Annotated in this window: 10 protein-coding genes and 1 pseudogene; 3 read left to right on the top strand and 8 right to left on the bottom strand. The window is 37.8% G+C overall.

The window, feature by feature from the left end:
* Positions 1-10: 10 nt before the first annotated feature.
* On the bottom strand, positions 11-7,483 hold the full coding sequence (locus BAQ46_RS05705; protein WP_071741769.1) for a DUF7507 domain-containing protein: 7,473 nt from the start codon (positions 7,481-7,483) through the stop codon (positions 11-13).
* A gap of 116 nt (positions 7,484-7,599) precedes the next feature.
* Between BAQ46_RS05705 and BAQ46_RS05710 the strand changes: the two genes are divergently transcribed.
* Positions 7,600-8,349 (top strand): (S)-benzoin forming benzil reductase, encoded by a 750-nt coding sequence (locus BAQ46_RS05710; RefSeq protein WP_001271062.1) that lies wholly within the window; start codon positions 7,600-7,602, stop codon positions 8,347-8,349.
* 35 nt (positions 8,350-8,384) lie between these two features.
* On the opposite strand, the gene BAQ46_RS05715 is transcribed toward BAQ46_RS05710, so the two are convergent.
* From BAQ46_RS05715 to BAQ46_RS05740, 6 genes are all read right to left on the bottom strand, one after another.
* Positions 8,385-9,218 carry a GNAT family N-acetyltransferase gene (locus BAQ46_RS05715; protein WP_048557163.1) on the bottom strand — a complete coding sequence of 278 codons (834 nt, stop codon included), beginning with the start codon at positions 9,216-9,218 and terminating at the stop codon, positions 8,385-8,387.
* Positions 9,219-9,285: 67 nt separating this feature from the next.
* Complete coding sequence (gene argH, locus BAQ46_RS05720) at positions 9,286-10,794, bottom strand: argininosuccinate lyase (RefSeq protein ID WP_071741770.1); 1,509 nt, start codon at positions 10,792-10,794, stop codon at positions 9,286-9,288.
* Between the two features lie 101 nt (positions 10,795-10,895).
* Positions 10,896-12,005, bottom strand: coding sequence for a serine hydrolase (locus BAQ46_RS05725; RefSeq protein WP_000751358.1), 1,110 nt, complete (start codon positions 12,003-12,005; stop codon positions 10,896-10,898).
* A 117-nt stretch (positions 12,006-12,122) separates the two neighbouring features.
* A complete protein-coding gene (locus BAQ46_RS05730) occupies positions 12,123-13,070 on the bottom strand; it encodes a nucleoside hydrolase (protein WP_155005152.1) in 948 nt (315 codons plus the stop codon).
* Between the two features lie 106 nt (positions 13,071-13,176).
* Positions 13,177-14,610 (bottom strand): sodium/pantothenate symporter, encoded by a 1,434-nt coding sequence (gene panF / locus BAQ46_RS05735; RefSeq protein ID WP_001104829.1) that lies wholly within the window; start codon positions 14,608-14,610, stop codon positions 13,177-13,179.
* A gap of 3 nt (positions 14,611-14,613) precedes the next feature.
* Positions 14,614-14,892 carry a YhdT family protein gene (locus tag BAQ46_RS05740; RefSeq protein ID WP_000800722.1) on the bottom strand — a complete coding sequence of 93 codons (279 nt, stop codon included), beginning with the start codon at positions 14,890-14,892 and terminating at the stop codon, positions 14,614-14,616.
* 273 nt (positions 14,893-15,165) lie between these two features.
* On the opposite strand from BAQ46_RS05740, the pseudogene dhaS reads away from it, so the two are divergent.
* Positions 15,166-15,936, top strand: a pseudogene (gene dhaS, locus BAQ46_RS05745) (aldehyde dehydrogenase DhaS); the annotation flags it as partial.
* Positions 15,937-15,988: 52 nt separating this feature from the next.
* Here the strand turns inward: dhaS and BAQ46_RS30300 are convergent.
* Positions 15,989-16,237, bottom strand: a complete 249-nt coding sequence (locus tag BAQ46_RS30300; protein ID WP_131801177.1) for a hypothetical protein — start codon at positions 16,235-16,237, stop codon at positions 15,989-15,991.
* Between the two features lie 21 nt (positions 16,238-16,258).
* Between BAQ46_RS30300 and BAQ46_RS05750 the strand changes: the two genes are divergently transcribed.
* Entirely contained in the window at positions 16,259-16,465 is a 207-nt protein-coding gene (locus tag BAQ46_RS05750; RefSeq protein ID WP_061157477.1) for a hypothetical protein, read from the top strand.
* The last annotated feature ends 4 nt before the right edge of the window (positions 16,466-16,469 follow it).

Raw genomic sequence — 16,469 nt, forward strand, 5'->3', positions numbered from 1 at the left:
CTTTCTGCATTTATTTTCTCTTTATTTGCAAGTGATCACACGGAGAACATTGAAAAGAACTTTTCCCTAAACAATTAAGATTCGTTTCGCAAATTTGTTCTATCGTTGGAACAAATGGAATAACAACTATATTACTTTCTACTATTTGTGTAACAGGTGGTAACACTGTGCCTACTTGATGTTCGAAACGAATACTTGCTTGATTTATATAATTCCCCGAACCACTTGGGGCACTCTGAACTACTACTTGGAACGAAACTGTTCGTGCTTCACCTGGATTTAAATTCCCTATAAGAAATCCTGATACCGGGCTTACATTTGGTACTGGTGTATTATCAACCGTTACACTTCCAAGTACAAATCGAACACTACTATCTAACATATCTTGAAAACGAATATTTTGTATGACAGTATCCCCCGTATTTGTAATAACTGTCGTAAACGTAATGACATCTCCAATCGTTGCTGCCTGTAAATCTGCCGTTTTTACGACTGTCGTTGAGACATTTTGAGGAATAAACGGGATAACAACTGTATTGCTATCACCTTCCACTACTACTGGTAACTCATTCGGATTTACAATTGCGAGCCCATTTGCTATAGCAGTATTTGTGACTAAATTATTTATTTGCCCTCCTGTTATGACAACTTGGAAATTAATAATTGCCGCATCATTTGGCTGAAAATCACCTAATGGAATACCGGTATTTGGATTAGCAAATGGAAGAGCTACATCGTTTACCGTTACCGTGCCATTTATAAATAACGTATTTGGATCAATGATATCCGTTAACACAATGTTGGTCACAGGAACTGTACTATCATTTATAACGGCAATTCCGTAAGTGACAACATCCCCTACCATCGCTACTTCAAAGTTTGCTCCTTTTGCAACAAATAAGATTGCAGTATTTACCGTTACAATAACTGTATTGCTCGTGTCCATCACTGTAACTGGAGGCTCTCCTGGTACTAAAATATATTCTGCTAACGCTCCAGCAACGTTTACTACTGTTCCACCATCCGGAAAACTTGTAATCGTAGCTTTATATGTTACAAGTGCCGTCTCACCAACTGGAATATCTGGTATCGTAAATCCAATTTGCGGATTTATCCCCGGTTGCAGAACCCCATTTATCGTTACACTATTTGGAACGAAATCAGCTTCCTGAGATAGCACATCGATAAATTGAACATTCATTGCATCAGCAGTACCAGTATTTAATATACGAACCGTATACGTTACCGTTTCTCCTACGCCAACAATTGAATGGTCTACTTCTTTTAGCATATCTAAGCTACCTCTATTTACCGGCGTAACCGTCGTATTACTTGAATTTGTAATTGTAGACGGAGGTTCTCCTGGAATCAATTCGAAATCACCCGTTACTCTTGCTGTATTCATAATACTACTAGAAGGCGGAACTGCGATTACATTTACTTCAAATGTAATTAATACGCTATCCCCTACAGCAAGATCCGGTAATGAAAAGCCTACAAATGGATCTAAACCTACTTGCGGAATCCCATTTATTTGTACACTTCCAGGAACGAATTCTAAACTAGGTGATGGAACATCGATAAACTGAACATTCGTTGCTGTTACCGTTCCCGTATTTGTAACTTGCACACTATACGTTAACGTATCTCCTAATCGTGTCGCTTCTTTATTTACAGATTTTATAACGCTGAATCGTCCTCTATTCACTCTAGTTATCGTCGTATTACTCGGCTCTGTTACTACAACTGGTGGTTCTCCTGGCACTAAAGTAAAGCTTCCTGTTATATTTGCAACGTTCGTAATTGTTCCTGATGACGGGATGTTTGTAACTGTCGCTTGAAACGTCACGATAACCGTTTCACCAACTGGTATATCTCCAACTCCAAAGCCAGTAATTGGATTTAAGTTTGGTTGCAGGACTCCATTTATCGTTACACTATTTGGTACAAATGACGCCCCTGCTGAAATGGTATCAACAAACTGAACAGCATTAGCTGTTACTGTTCCAGTATTTGTTATTTGAACCGTATACGTTAATATATCTCCAACGAGAGTAGCAACCCTATTTACTTGTTTAATAACATTAAATTGCCCTCTATTTACAGTTGTAAGTGTTGTATTGCTCGGCTCTGTTACTATAACTGGTGGTTCTCCTGGTACTAATACAAAACTTCCAGTTACATTTGCCGTATTGGCAATTGTTCCGTTTGATGGCGCACTAACAACGGTTACTTGGAAGATGACTTCTACACTTTCACCTGGGTTTATATCTGGAAGCGGGAATCCATTATTCGGATTGAATCCAGGTTGTAACACACCGTCTATCGTTACACTGTTCGGCACGAATGCTATAGAAGAAGGTAGTACATCACTATATTGAACATTCGTTGCTGGCACTGTCCCTGTATTTTGAACTACTGTTGTATATGTGATTGTATCACCTACTGCAACAACCGGCTGACTTACTGATTTTAAAACATTCAAACCAGGCTCATTGATTTCTGTTAATGTCGTATTACTTGTCGTCGTCTCCGTAATCGGTGGTTCTGTTTCACTTACAGCAAATGTAGCTGTAACGTCTACAAAGTTAACAATCGTACCACCTTCTGGTATGCTTGTAACCACTTCCTGATATGTGACAACTACAAAATCATCTACAGGTATATTTGGAACTGTAAAACCAATGAAAGGATCGAACCCTGGTGCCAGTACCCCGTTTATGCTCACACTTCCTGGTACAAATGCTACACCAGCAGAAGTCGTATCGATAAATTGAACATTGGTCGCTGGCACTGTTCCGAAATTAAATATCAATACATCATACGTTAATATTTCTCCTACAGTGGCTACTTCTTTATCTACTAGTTTTAACGGAAAAATAGACGCTATATTAATTGTCGTAACGACTAAATTCGTTAATATCGTTTCTGTAATCGGTGGTTCCTGCGGATTTGGTTGTGAAGTAAATGTAACATCTGCATCATTTAAGATGACTTCATTATCTGGAATTTCCGTAATGGTCACTTGGAACGTGACCTCAATACTTCCACCAGCGATTAATAATGGCGTAACTGTAAATCCTATTTCTGGATTTACACCAAATTGCTGCACTCCACCTATCGTTACACTACCTTCTACAAACGTTGTTCCTTCTGGTATGACATCTTGGAAGAACACATCTGTAACTGGTATAATTCCTACGTTTGAAATGAGCACGGTATACGTTAATACATCTCCAACCGCTCCAGTTGCAACGTCAACTGTTTTTGTTGCTGTTACTTCACCAGGAGGAGGTAATGGTATTGTAACTACCGTTGTATTACTTGAGTTCGTTGTTGTTACAGGTGGCTGTAAAGGATTTAATAAGAAAGTGGCTGTAGCAGATGCTGTATTTAATACTGCTCCACGTGTAGATGGTGCAACCACAGTAACTTGGAACGTTACGGTCAATGATGTTCCAGCTGCAATATTAGGAAGCGGGAATCCAGCATTTGGATCAAATCCAGGTTGTGGTGTTCCATTTATCGTTACACTATTTGCTACAAATGTTGTTTCTGGAGCAATTGGATCAATGAAAGAAACGTTCGTTGCTGTTACTGTACCATTATTACGAATGACAACAGAATACGTGTAAGTTTCTCCAAGTGCTGCTTGTTGTACAGATGAAGTTTTTTGTATATTTAACTGTGCTGTGTTTACTTGCGTCACAACGAAATTACTATTTGTAACAGTCGTTATTGGAGGGTTTGCTGGGTTTATAAGAAAACTGGCAGTAACGTTAGATTGGTTTCTTATATTTCCACCGCTCGGAACACTCGTCACGGTAACTTGAAACGTAACCGTGGCCGTTTGCCCGACCGGAATATTTGGTACTGGGAATCCTGCCATAGGATCCGCGCCTTGCTGAACGACTCCATTTATCGTCACACTATTTGCTACAAACGCAGTACCGGACGGAATTGGATCTTGAAAAATAATATTCGTTGCAGGAACAGTTCCTGTATTTTGAATAAGAATCGTATACGTTAACGTATCCCCTACTCCTGCTTGTGGTGTATTTACACTCTTCATTATATTAAGTGATCCTACATTCACTCGCGTCACAACAATATTACTAATCGTTACAATTGTAATTGGTGGCTGGAGAGGACTTACTTGGAAATCAGCAGTTACATTCGCATTATTCGGAAGAACTCTATTTGGTGGTACACTCGTGATTGTTACTTGGAAAGTAACTGTTACCATCCCTCCTACTGGAATATTAGCAAGTGGAAATCCAGTTGTCGGGTTTAAACCTGGTTGAGGTGTCCCATTTATTGTTACACTATTCGCTACAAAAGTGGTTCCAACTGGAATCGGATCAAGGAACGATACATTAGTTGCTGCTACTGTCCCACTATTTTGTATACGTACTGTATACGTTAACGTATCTCCTACACCAGCTTCAGTAGCGCTTACACTTTTTATTACATTTAATCCTGAAGAATTTACGACCGTCATAACAGTATTACTTGGTTCTGTTACAGTAATCGGTGGCTCTGTTGGATTTACAAGGAAATCTCCTGTAACATTCGCACTGTTTACAACATTATTTCCAAGTGGAACTTCATCAATTAATACTTCAAATGTAACAATTACACTCGCACCAGCGGGCAAATTATTTAATGGGAATCCGAATTCTGGATCTGCCCCTTCTTGTAAGATCCCATTCACAAAGACACTGTTTTCAATAAATAATGTACCTTGTGGAATTGAATCTTGGAAAAATACATTTGTAGCTGGTACACTACCTGCGTTTATGACTTCTATTGTATATACTAAAATATCCCCTACCGTTGCAACATCCGTATTTACTGATTTCACAACTTCAAAGTTACCTGATTGTACAGTTGTATTCACAATGTTACTCGGAACATTGATTGTTACGGGTGGTTCACTCGGATTCACTTGAAAACTTGCTGTTACATTTGCTTGATTTAAAATATCTTCATTTTCTGGATCCTGTATAATTAATACATCAAATGTGACTACAACGGTTTGAGCCGCAGGAATATTCGGAAGAGAAAATCCTGTATTCGGATTCAATCCACTTTGCGGTACTCCATTAATTGTTACAGAATTTGCAACAAATGAAACAGCGGAAGAAATAGCGTCTTGGAAAAATACATTTGTTAACGAAACGTTTCCTGTATTTTGAACGGCAATTGTGTACGTTAAAGTGTCCCCTACTGCGGCTTGCGTTGTATTCACTTCTTTTATTACATTTAAACCGCCTGTATTAACTTGTGTCACAACTGTATTCGTTTGTCTATTAATCGTTATTGGTGGCTGATTTGGAATAACGACGAAATTAGCAGTTACATTTCCGCGATTCGCAATCGTGCCTCCTGATGGCGTCGATGTAACTCGTACTTGAAATGTAACAGTCCTACTTCCGCCGGGAGATATATTAGCTACTGTAAACCCAGTCGCTGGATTTGCTCCAGGTTGTGAAATCCCATCCACAGTCACACTATTTGCGATAAATGTCGTTCCAATTGGGATTGGATCTTGAAAAATAACGTTCGTTGCAAGTACATTTCCTGTATTTTGAATTGTTACCGTGTACGTAAGAACGTCGTTAACCGTTGCAAAAGCTTTATCCACTGTTTTTCTCGTTGTTATATCAGCTATATTAATTGTCGTAACTACAGTATTACTTGTCGCTTGCCCAGAAACTGGTTGTTGACCAGGCACTGGAGTAAAGGTAAATGTTGCACTTGCACGGTTCGGAATTGGATTGACAAGAGGGTTCGATGTTACTCGAACTTGAAAGCGCACTACGGTCGTTTGCGAAGCATTAATACTGCCTAGATTAATACTACTTGCTGGATTCGCTCCTGGACGTGCTACTCCGTTTACCGTAACGCTGTTTGCTACAAATGTTGTTCCTGCAGGAATACTATCAACAAAAATAACATTGTTTGCAGTAACGTTTCCATTATTCGTCACATTAACCGTGTACGTTAATACATCATTAAGCGTTGCCGTCTGTAGATCTACAGATTTTTGCATACTTATAGTTGCTTGATTCACTGTCGTTTGTACTGTATTCGAAGAAGACATACTAGTAATAAGTGGACTACCGACGAAAGGACGGAATTGATATGATACCATTGCACGATTTGGAATAGGATTGGGGTTCGGAAACGATGTTATTCGCACTTGAAAGGTAACAATTCTTTGCGTATTATTTGGGATTGTACCTAAATTAATTCCAGTAGCAGGGTTCGCATTCGGCTGTGTTACCCCTCCTACCGTTACACTACCTGCAACAAACGTCGTTCCGCTCGGAATACTATCACGTAATACAACGTTTTCTGCACTTCCTGTTCCTGTATTTGGGACCGTAATCGTATAAGTGAGAGTATCCCCTACCCCTGCGACTGTTCTATTGACCGATTTAACAGGATTAATAATTGGACCTGTTGCATCAATTTGAACACCAAAACCAGCTGCAGCGTATCCATCTCCATTTGTAACAAATCGAACAGTTGCTGACGTTTGATTGTTTACTAAAGATGCGGAGGCATCTACATTCGTAATATCCCACCCCTGTCTTCGGACAGCCAAAGCTACCCCTAACGGCTGATTTAAATCTCCAAATGTACCGCTCGTATCTAAATTTCCGCTGTCATTACAAATTTGAGACTGGAAGAAATTATTTGCAGGGTTTCTCGGCCCGAATAATGCAACTGTAGCACTCGCATTCGGTCCAAAGCGAAGTTGATCTCCAGAAATGTTAGAATCACCTTCTTGAGCAGTTACAAGTACCCTTCCTGTTACAGCTCCTGTAGCTGGCGTAGCAAATCCGGAAATAGTAGCATCAACTGGTGGTGATGAAGCATCAATAATTTCTTGACCTGCATATACTGACAAATTTCGAAGTGGTAAACTTGCATTTTGATACACAACCTCAAGCGTCCAGCCCGCTGAACGGCTAATTGTTGGGTCAGCTGAAGTTCTTGCAGCTGGCACGGCACCTGTAGTATATGTGCCTGCTCCACCTGCACTAACAAGATTCGTTACATTGGCAGAGCGAGCATAATAAAACTGGGTTCCTACTGAACCTTGCTGCGCGGTAGCAGGATCTGGCGTAACAGAAAACGTCCCTGCTGGCGTTGTAAATGTAATGTTATCATTTAAAAATGGTAAAACATCTTCCGTATCAGTCCGGAAAGTACCAGCCCAAACTAATTCTGCATATAACACACTGCTTCCCGCTGGAAGATTTAAAATTGCACTTGAAGAATTCAATTGCCACTCATCTGTTGTCCCCGCTGGGAATCCTGGTACTTGCAACGCTGTATTTACTGTCGTAAACACAGCAAGTGTACCAAAAATATTACCTGGTGCAGGCGATGTAGGGCTAAGTCCCAGCGTATTCCCAGTAAACGTGACGGCACCAGGTACTGTTGTCGTAAACCGATTTATAAAAGGCACACAATCATCTCATTTCAATTATAGTAAAAAGTGCTCTATACTATAAAATGTAGACAAACTATACAATGTACGTTGTCCAACAAAATTCCGCACATATGAGAGGGGTTTATAAAACTATGCGCTACGTTATTATAACAGGAACTTCACAAGGTTTAGGTGAGGCTATTGCCACACAATTGTTAGAAAAAAATACAACTGTCATCTCTATTTCTAGAAGAGAAAATAAAGAGCTTACGAAACTCGCAGAACAATATAATAGCAATTGTGTTTTCCACTCCTTAGATCTTCAAGATGTACATAATTTAGAAACGAACTTTAACAAAATCATTTCATCTATTCAAGAAGACAGTGTATCTTCTATTCATTTAATTAATAATGCGGGTACGGTTGCTCCTATGAAGCCAATTGAAAAAGCAGAAAGTGAACAATTCATTACGAACGTTCACATTAATTTACTTGCACCTATGATTCTCACCTCTACTTTCATGAAACATACGAAAGAATGGAAAGTAGATAAACGTGTTATAAACATCTCATCTGGTGCAGGAAAAAATCCTTACTTCGGATGGGGCGCTTATTGTACAACGAAAGCTGGCGTAAATATGTTTACACAGTGCGTGGCAACGGAAGAAGCAGCAAAAGAATTTCCAGTAAAAATCGTCGCTTTTGCACCTGGTGTTGTTGATACAAATATGCAAGCACAAATTCGGGAAACAAATAAAGAAGACTTCACAAATTTAGATCGATTCATCGCATTAAAAGAAGAAGGAAAGCTATTATCACCTGAATACGTTGCAAAAGCTATTCGTAACTTACTAGAAACCGAAGACTTCCCTCAAGGCGAGGTTATTAGAATTGATGAATAACAAAAAGGCGTGCTATTTTAGCACGCCTTTTTGTTCTACTTCTCTAAAAATATAAGCACAGACTCCGCAATTTGTTCATAACCAATTTCTTGATAAATTTTATTCGATGTTGGATTTGCCAGGTCCGTATATAATGTCGTTGTTTTGTAACCTTCATCTAACATACGTTGACTAAGTGCCGCTACACAATTAGATGCGTATCCCTTTTTCCTTTCTTCTTTCGGCGTATATACGAAATTAACTGTTATATTATTTTTAGTTGGACGTGTTTTTGCTGCTACAGAAACAAGTTTTCCATCTACTTCTAGACCAAATAAACGATGATTAGTAATTAATGTATGTGCCGTTTGTTTTGCTTCCTCTTTCGTAGTAGGAAGATTCACATCTCCGCAAAATTGGTATATCCACTGTTCTATTAATGTTAGCTCATCACTATTTACTTCTCGAAAGACTTCATCTCCGTTCCACTTTTTCTTCACTTGTTTTAATTCATATATACCTTGCTCCATCGCAACAGTAGTTTTCTTATTTGCTAACACTGCAATCTCTTCGGCTAATCTCTGTACAATTTTCTTATTACCGATTAATCCAGGAACATTTGGATATACTTCCGCTAATTTTTTTGCAAGTTCCACGATGTCCTCTTCCGTAATTTCAGACGTAGCAACAATAATTTGTTTCTTCTCTTCTGTTTGAAGAAATACAACCGCAATTTCTTCTCCTTGTTTCGCTATCCCCATAAATATCGGTTGGTGGACCATTTGTAATACGCCTAATATGAGATTATTTTCCTGCTCATTCTTTTCTAGAAATGGTGTAACCTCTTCTTTAAAATTAACAATCTCTTCATATACATGCAATTGAATCATCGACAATCTCTTCTCTCTATTTATAGTTTTATTAAGGTATTGGCGATTAATTCACTAAATCCCTCTTTTACGATTCAATAATATTCGAAGCTAACGTATTCAAATTATTTTCAGCTTGTAAAATTCTCTGTTTTTCCTTTTCAAATACCTCTTCTTCTTGTCGAAATAACTCTTTTCGATTGTTAATCATGCGCTCCACTTCTTTTTTACTCGGCCCACCGTATACATTTCTTTTTTGTATAAAAGCTTCTGGCGATATAATTTCTTTCCACTCTTTTTCTAATAAAGTTATATTAAATTTTTCTTGTAAGTACATATTCACATCTTTCAAATGTAATTCATGAAGCTCCTTTTTCTGCTCCAATAACATATTTGCAATAGCACTCGCTGCATGATGCGCATGCCGAAATGGAATGTCATAGTTTTTTGTTAAAGCATCTGCGAAATCAGTTATCGTAATTGCATGTTTATAGGAACGATTTTTCAACGTTTCTTCCTCAACCTTCATCGTTCGAATAACTGCATTCATAATAGAAAAAACACGAATAGTCTTTTCAATCCCTTTATATAAGTATGGCTGCAAGTCATCCTCTGTATCAACAATATCACCAAATGGTGTATTATGAATCATTTGAAATACTGTAAATGCTTCTCCTAAAGCACTACTCGTAATTGCACGGGCGTGTTCAATGGAAACTGGATTTCGCTTTTGCGGCATAATACTACTAATTTGCACATATGGCTTCGCCACAGTAATACCATCATATTCTTTCGTCGCTAATAGTAAGAAGTCATGGATCCATCTGCTCGTATTCGTCATCATTACCATAAGTAAAGAGCTAACTTCTAATAAATAATCCGCTCCAGCAACAGCATCATATGAGTTCTCAATTACATTTGTAAACCCAAGTAACTCGGCAACTCGCTCTCGTTTAATTGGGAAACTTGTTGTAGCTAGCGCAGCGGCTCCCATTGGGGACTGATTTAAAAGTTTGTACGTTTTTTTCATGCGTTCTAAATCTCTCTGCATCGTATCATAAATCGCTAACGTATAATGACCAAATGTCGTTGGCTGCGCTGGTTGTGTATGGGTATAAGCTGGCATAATCGTTTCCTTATGATCAGCAGCAAGTTGCAATATACTCTCTTGCAATAACAAATGATGTTCCATTAATCGTAATACATACCGTCTTAAACTCATGCGATACATCGTGACACCCATATCATTTCTACTTCTACCAATATGCATATTACTTACAAAATTGCTTTTTGCTTCTTGAGAAATTAAATGTTCTACTAAAAAAAAGAGATCTTCATGCTGCTCTGTATAGAGCAATTGCTCTTCTGGCATTCCCTCTACCTTTTTTAACGCGTGTAATATAACTTTAGCTTCTTCCTTTTTCATTAAATTTTCTTCCATCAGCATCGTAATATGCGCTTTATGCACTTGAAACATATCTTTCAATAAGTAATTTCGTTGAAAATTAAATACATGTTGTAATACACAATCCACATATGTTTTCCCAGGGAAATCAGCGCCTTCACTCTTTATAAACTCTTCTTTACTTTGTTTCATCACCTTTTCCCCTTTCACCTAAGTATTACTACCCATCATACCCAGAGATAGCAAAAAAGTGCTTGTACACAAAAATAAACTCGGTGCTCTCTGCACCGAGTTTATTTAATAAAAGTCGCATCATACTTATCACTTTGCAACACTTGGAAATGCAAGTTTGCTAAATGTTTCCGTATTTCTGCACTGTCGTCCTCATTTAAATTATTTGCTAAAAACACTATTTCTGTACAGTTCCCCCGTTTATCCATCGCATAAACTGCTTTTGTAACTGTCCATGGCGTATAGCCGTTTTTTTGCCCTGCATGTCTAAATGTTTTACGGTATTTCTTAGCGCTCATATCTGTTTCAACGATGTTAGCCCATACTTTTTCTTCTGCTTCTGTCAGTCCACCCTTATGATTTGCCTTTTGAAGCAGTACCATATAATCGTTTGCAGAAGCAGCTGGCAATCGATCTGACCAAATTTTATCGTAACGTTCCTCTAAATAAAGAGGAATTTCCTTCTGTAATAATGGTCCCTTCTTTTTTAAGCGCTCATGAATAATCATCGCATATTGACGATATTGCTCTTGAGACATTTCTTTTAACTTTTTCTCTATTTTATATTTCGGAACGTGTAGTTCTTTATGCAAATATCCTGGAATGTACAAAGATGAAACAATTGGAAATAGCGGCTGATGTGCTGGAAGCGATAAACTTTGTAAATTCCGATTAATATTATCTAATCCTAACACTTCCATTAAATATTCAGCATTCGCATTCGAACTAAACTTAACCATTCCTTTTGCCACTTCTTCTAAAGAAATCGCTCCTTCAGTTATCTTACCTGTCTTCTCCAAATACCTTTGCCATCTATCTTGCGCACCACCATCTGTATTCGGTACATAATAACGATTCACATCATTTATGGAAACAAAACTAGACGAATCAATTTTCCCTTCCGTAACTTGTTTCGTAAATTCAAGCGCCACAATTAATTTCATTGTACTAGCAACTGGCAATACAACATTCGGATTTACAGAATAAACGACTTTATCATTTCTTTTTACTAGAAGCGCGCTATTTTTTTCATCTTTATGTTCTTCAATAAAGGATGCGATATACTGCGCATCATCATTATTCGAACTCCAAACTTTTTTCACTAAAAAATTACCCGATATTAGCAAAACGAAAATACCCACAATCACTGCGCATACTATAGTTTTTTTCAAGTAAAATTCCTCTCCTATTGTGTAGCTCTTCTCTATCTATCTCTTACAAACAAAATAATGGAGATGATTATTTTAGTAATCATCTCCATTATTTTAACTTGTATTCTCCCATTATGTCTACGTCATAATTTTAACGAAATCTTCGAGGAATTTTTTATAGTGTAACGACCAACCAATTCGAACCCAATTCTTTAAAGCTTTTGCATCAGGTTGAGGACGAAAATCAGCAATACTCTCTCCTTTTGCAATCCCTACTGTATCTACATCGACACGGCGGTATACATAGTCCAAAATAGAGGGATTTGCCGCAACCATCATTGTAACGACGTCATGTACTGGACTCCCTGTTATTTTCGGATTTAATTTTCTATAAGCTTTATAATAATACGTAAAAATCGGTTCAATTAATTTATTAAAACTTGTTTTAGAATGTTTCGTAATGTACTTTACCATCTCTGGCGTAATTATAGCTTCAGATGTAACATTAAGCGGCACCAATGTCACATTCTTGGCATTTTGCATTACTAATTGTGACGCAATAGGATCACCATGAAAATTAGCTTCTGCGACTGGTGTCACATTGCCAGGCATTAAAAAAGCACCGCCCATTATATAATATTCCTTCACATACTTCATCAATGGTTTTTCTAAAATAAATGCTGTCGCAAGTGTCGTTGACCTACCAGCATCAACTATAATTAATTCTCCTTTATATTTTTCAAGTATGTCAAAAAACTCACAAAAAGGCTTTATATTTGGAGAAAGATTTTTTGGCGGTCGAATTGGTCCTAAACCTTCCGCCCCATGAATTTCTGGATAGTATGTTGTAATATCTCCAGATAAAGGGATTTTCGCACCATTAATAACAGGTATGTCTTCCCGCCCTGCCAGTTGCAATAAATATGCCGCATTACTTGTCGCCTTTTCTTGCGTTACATTTCCATATCCAGTTACTACACCAACAATATCAATATCAGGATGTAACAATCCATACATAATTGCCAAAGAGTCATCAATTCCCGGGTCTCCTAAAAACAATACTTTTTTCATCACCCTCAACTCCATCCCCTCAATTGTTATTAATTTATGAATATTCACAGGATTACAGAATAAAAAGAACAAATTTATACGAAAAAACGCAGTCCTCTAAGGACTACGTTCTCCCACTAACCTATACTGTTTTCTTTACAGCACTCATACTTCCAACAATATAAGCGATAAACGCAAAACAAATTGGGAAGACAACTGTATGTATACCGAACGGATTTGGATAGAAAAGATGGATACACATATATGAGCTTACCCCAACTAAAATAGATGCAAGCGCTCCTGTTGCATTTCCTTTCCTCCAATATAATCCTAATACGATTGGCCAAATGAATGCTGCTTCTAATCCACCGAAAGAAAATAAATTTAACCATATTAAAAAATCAGGTGGTTTAATTGCTGCTGCATAAACGAGCAGTCCTACGATAGCAGTAATCCATAAACTCCCTTTTCTAATCGTACTATCTGCCGCATCTTTATTTATGTAATTTACGTATATATCTTTAATGATTGATGAACTTACAAGTAGCAATAACGAGTTTACTGTAGACATAATCGCTGCCATTGGTGCAGCTAAGAAAACCCCAGCTAACCAAGGTGGCAACACTTCCATCGCGAGTAGCGGCATTACTTTATCTGGTACCGTTATACCTGGAAGTACGACTCGTGCGAACACACCCGTTAAATGCATACCAATCATAATTGTACCGACAACAATCGTCCCAATTATTAACGCTTGATGCATCGCTTTTGAATTTTTATAAGACATGGCACGCACACTAATTTGCGGTAAACCGACAACGCCAATTCCAATTAAAATCCAAAATGATGTCACATATGATTTCGTTAAACTACCATCTGCTCCGAATGGTGTAATTAAATTCGGATTGATTTGAACAAGTTCCTGCATAATCTTTTCAATTCCACCACCGGCAACGACAGTAGCAATTAAGATGATTGTCGTTCCAACTAACATAATGATACCTAATAACGTATCTGATAAAGCAACTGCACGAAATCCACCAATTAATACGTACACAAGTACAGAAAAAGTAAATAAAAATAGTGCTGTTGTATAAGAAAGACCCGTTAGCGACTCGATTAATCGGCCACCGCCGACCCACTGAGCTACTGTTGCTGAAAATAAAAAGATAATAATACATAACGCAGAAAGTATGACAACTGCTTTATTATTATATCTTCCCTTTAAATAATCGATAAGAGTAATGGCTTCCATCTTCCTAGCGATAATTGCAAACTTTTTACCGATAACTGTTAAAACGATATAACCTGTTACAACTTGAATCGCAGACAACAATACCCATCCAAGCCCCATATTGTAAGCAATACCAGGACCACCAATAAAGCTACTAGCACTACCGTATGTAGCAATCATTGTCATCGCTAATAATAAACCACCGAGCTCACGCCCACCTAAAAAATATTCTTGCAAAAATTTATTATGGGCAGTCGCTTGTACACGTCTTGAAGCATATACACCAATTAAAAATACAACGATAAACGAAATTATCATTGGAATGATTACATACCAATTCATCTATTATTCCTCACTTTTTTCTTCCTCATCGAGTGAAATATCTTGAAATACAAAACGAACAACTAAACTAAGTAAAATAACCATAACGATAAATCCAACGATACAGCTATAAAAAAACCATGCTGGAAAACCAAATACATATGTATATTCACTTGGATTTTTACTACCAAGCCCATAAGCAAATCCGTACCATATTATAAAATTGATAATAGCAAGTCCAAGACCAATTAACGCTTCTCTATGGGCGATTCGAAAGCGTGGATCATCATGATAATTCTTCATTTTTCTCCCTCCTCTCACGATGTATTATTGTACCATTGTTCTTCTAGTTTTTCCTACTAGAAAGCAAAAACAAGCAGGATTTTTTATAATCATATAGAAGACTTTCTTACATTACATATTTTTTACAATTGTAACACAAATGAAATTTGAATTTTCAGTATTTGTTAATTATGATTTTAATTAGAGGCTTTCCATCTAGTTTCCACATCCTTGATTTCGGAATAAACGCCGTCTCGTACTGCGTTTACATTATATTTTCAAGGGGGTTATACAATGAGTCAACTAGCTGTAAATCTTCATGAAAAGGTAGAAAAGTTTCTTCAAGGTACAAAAAAGTTATATGTGAATGGATCTTTCATTGAAAGCGCTTCCGGTAAAACGTTTAACACACCTAACCCAGCAACTGGCGAAACACTTGCCGTCGTTTCTGAAGCTGGTCGCGAAGATATTCATAAAGCTGTCGTTGCAGCTCGCATGGCTTTTGACGAAGGTCCTTGGTCTCGCATGAGCACTGCTGAGCGAAGCCGGCTTATGTACAAGTTAGCTGATTTAATGGAAGAACATAAAGAAGAGCTTGCACAGCTTGAAACGTTAGATAACGGAAAGCCAATCCGTGAAACAATGGCAGCAGACATACCACTTGCAATTGAGCATATGCGCTATTATGCTGGCTGGGCGACGAAAATCGTTGGTCAAACAATCCCTGTTTCCGGTGATTATTTTAACTATACACGTCATGAAGCTGTTGGTGTCGTTGGTCAAATTATCCCTTGGAACTTCCCACTTCTTATGGCAATGTGGAAAATGGGAGCAGCGCTTGCTACAGGATGTACAATCGTTTTAAAACCTGCAGAACAAACTCCACTATCTGCCTTATACTTAGCTGAATTAATTGAAGAAGCTGGATTCCCGAAAGGTGTTATTAATATCGTTCCTGGATTCGGTGAATCAGCTGGACAAGCTCTTGTTAATCATCCACTCGTTGATAAAATTGCATTTACTGGTTCTACTCCAGTCGGTAAGCAAATTATGCGCCAAGCATCTTGGTAGTTATAGGTACGTTTTTTCTTGGTCACTTTTAATTTCCCCTTGTGCCTCATAGGTTATTTACATTTCGCCCAACACCTATTGGTCGAAATAGATTGTTAACCCCTTCTAAAACCTCTATTTTTAACTCACTTTTAAGTACAAATACACATATACTATTATTGGACTGGGCATCCTGTATTTCGTTGAGATGCTCCGCATATACTGTTACTGGGTGCATCCAGCATTTTGTTAGGAAACTCTTTACTGGTAACGCATATACTGTTACTGGGTGGAGTCCTGCATAACACTGAGACATTTTTTACTAGGAGGGACTTTTATGTTTGAAGAAAAAGAAAATGAAGAACAAGACGAGATAGAAGAACTTAAAACATTTACGATTTCAGACTATGTAAAACTACGGCGCGAACAACGAAAACAAGAACAAGCAGAGTTCGAAGCAAAACTAAAAGTCCTCCAAGAAAAAACAGATAGACTCAAACGAGAATTAGGATACAAAGATCGAAATCAAAAAACCTCCGAATGAAACT

It is taken from the genome of Bacillus paranthracis, from assembly GCF_001883995.1.
Taxonomy (GTDB): domain Bacteria; phylum Bacillota; class Bacilli; order Bacillales; family Bacillaceae_G; genus Bacillus_A; species Bacillus_A paranthracis.

Bases quoted from the DNA above. Each gene is read 5' to 3' on its own strand.
- BAQ46_RS05715 (WP_048557163.1), bottom strand. From the start codon at position 9,218: ATGATTCAATTGCATGTATATGAAGAGATTGTTAATTTTAAAGAAGAG.
- BAQ46_RS30300 (WP_131801177.1), bottom strand. From the start codon at position 16,237: ATGTCTCAGTGTTATGCAGGACTCCACCCAGTAACAGTATATGCGTTA.
- panF (WP_001104829.1), bottom strand. From the start codon at position 14,610: ATGAATTGGTATGTAATCATTCCAATGATAATTTCGTTTATCGTTGTA.
- argH (WP_071741770.1), bottom strand. From the start codon at position 10,794: ATGAAACAAAGTAAAGAAGAGTTTATAAAGAGTGAAGGCGCTGATTTC.
- BAQ46_RS05730 (WP_155005152.1), bottom strand. From the start codon at position 13,070: ATGGAGTTGAGGGTGATGAAAAAAGTATTGTTTTTAGGAGACCCGGGA.
- BAQ46_RS05740 (WP_000800722.1), bottom strand. From the start codon at position 14,892: ATGAAGAATTATCATGATGATCCACGCTTTCGAATCGCCCATAGAGAA.
- BAQ46_RS05710 (WP_001271062.1), top strand. From the start codon at position 7,600: ATGCGCTACGTTATTATAACAGGAACTTCACAAGGTTTAGGTGAGGCT.
- BAQ46_RS05750 (WP_061157477.1), top strand. From the start codon at position 16,259: ATGTTTGAAGAAAAAGAAAATGAAGAACAAGACGAGATAGAAGAACTT.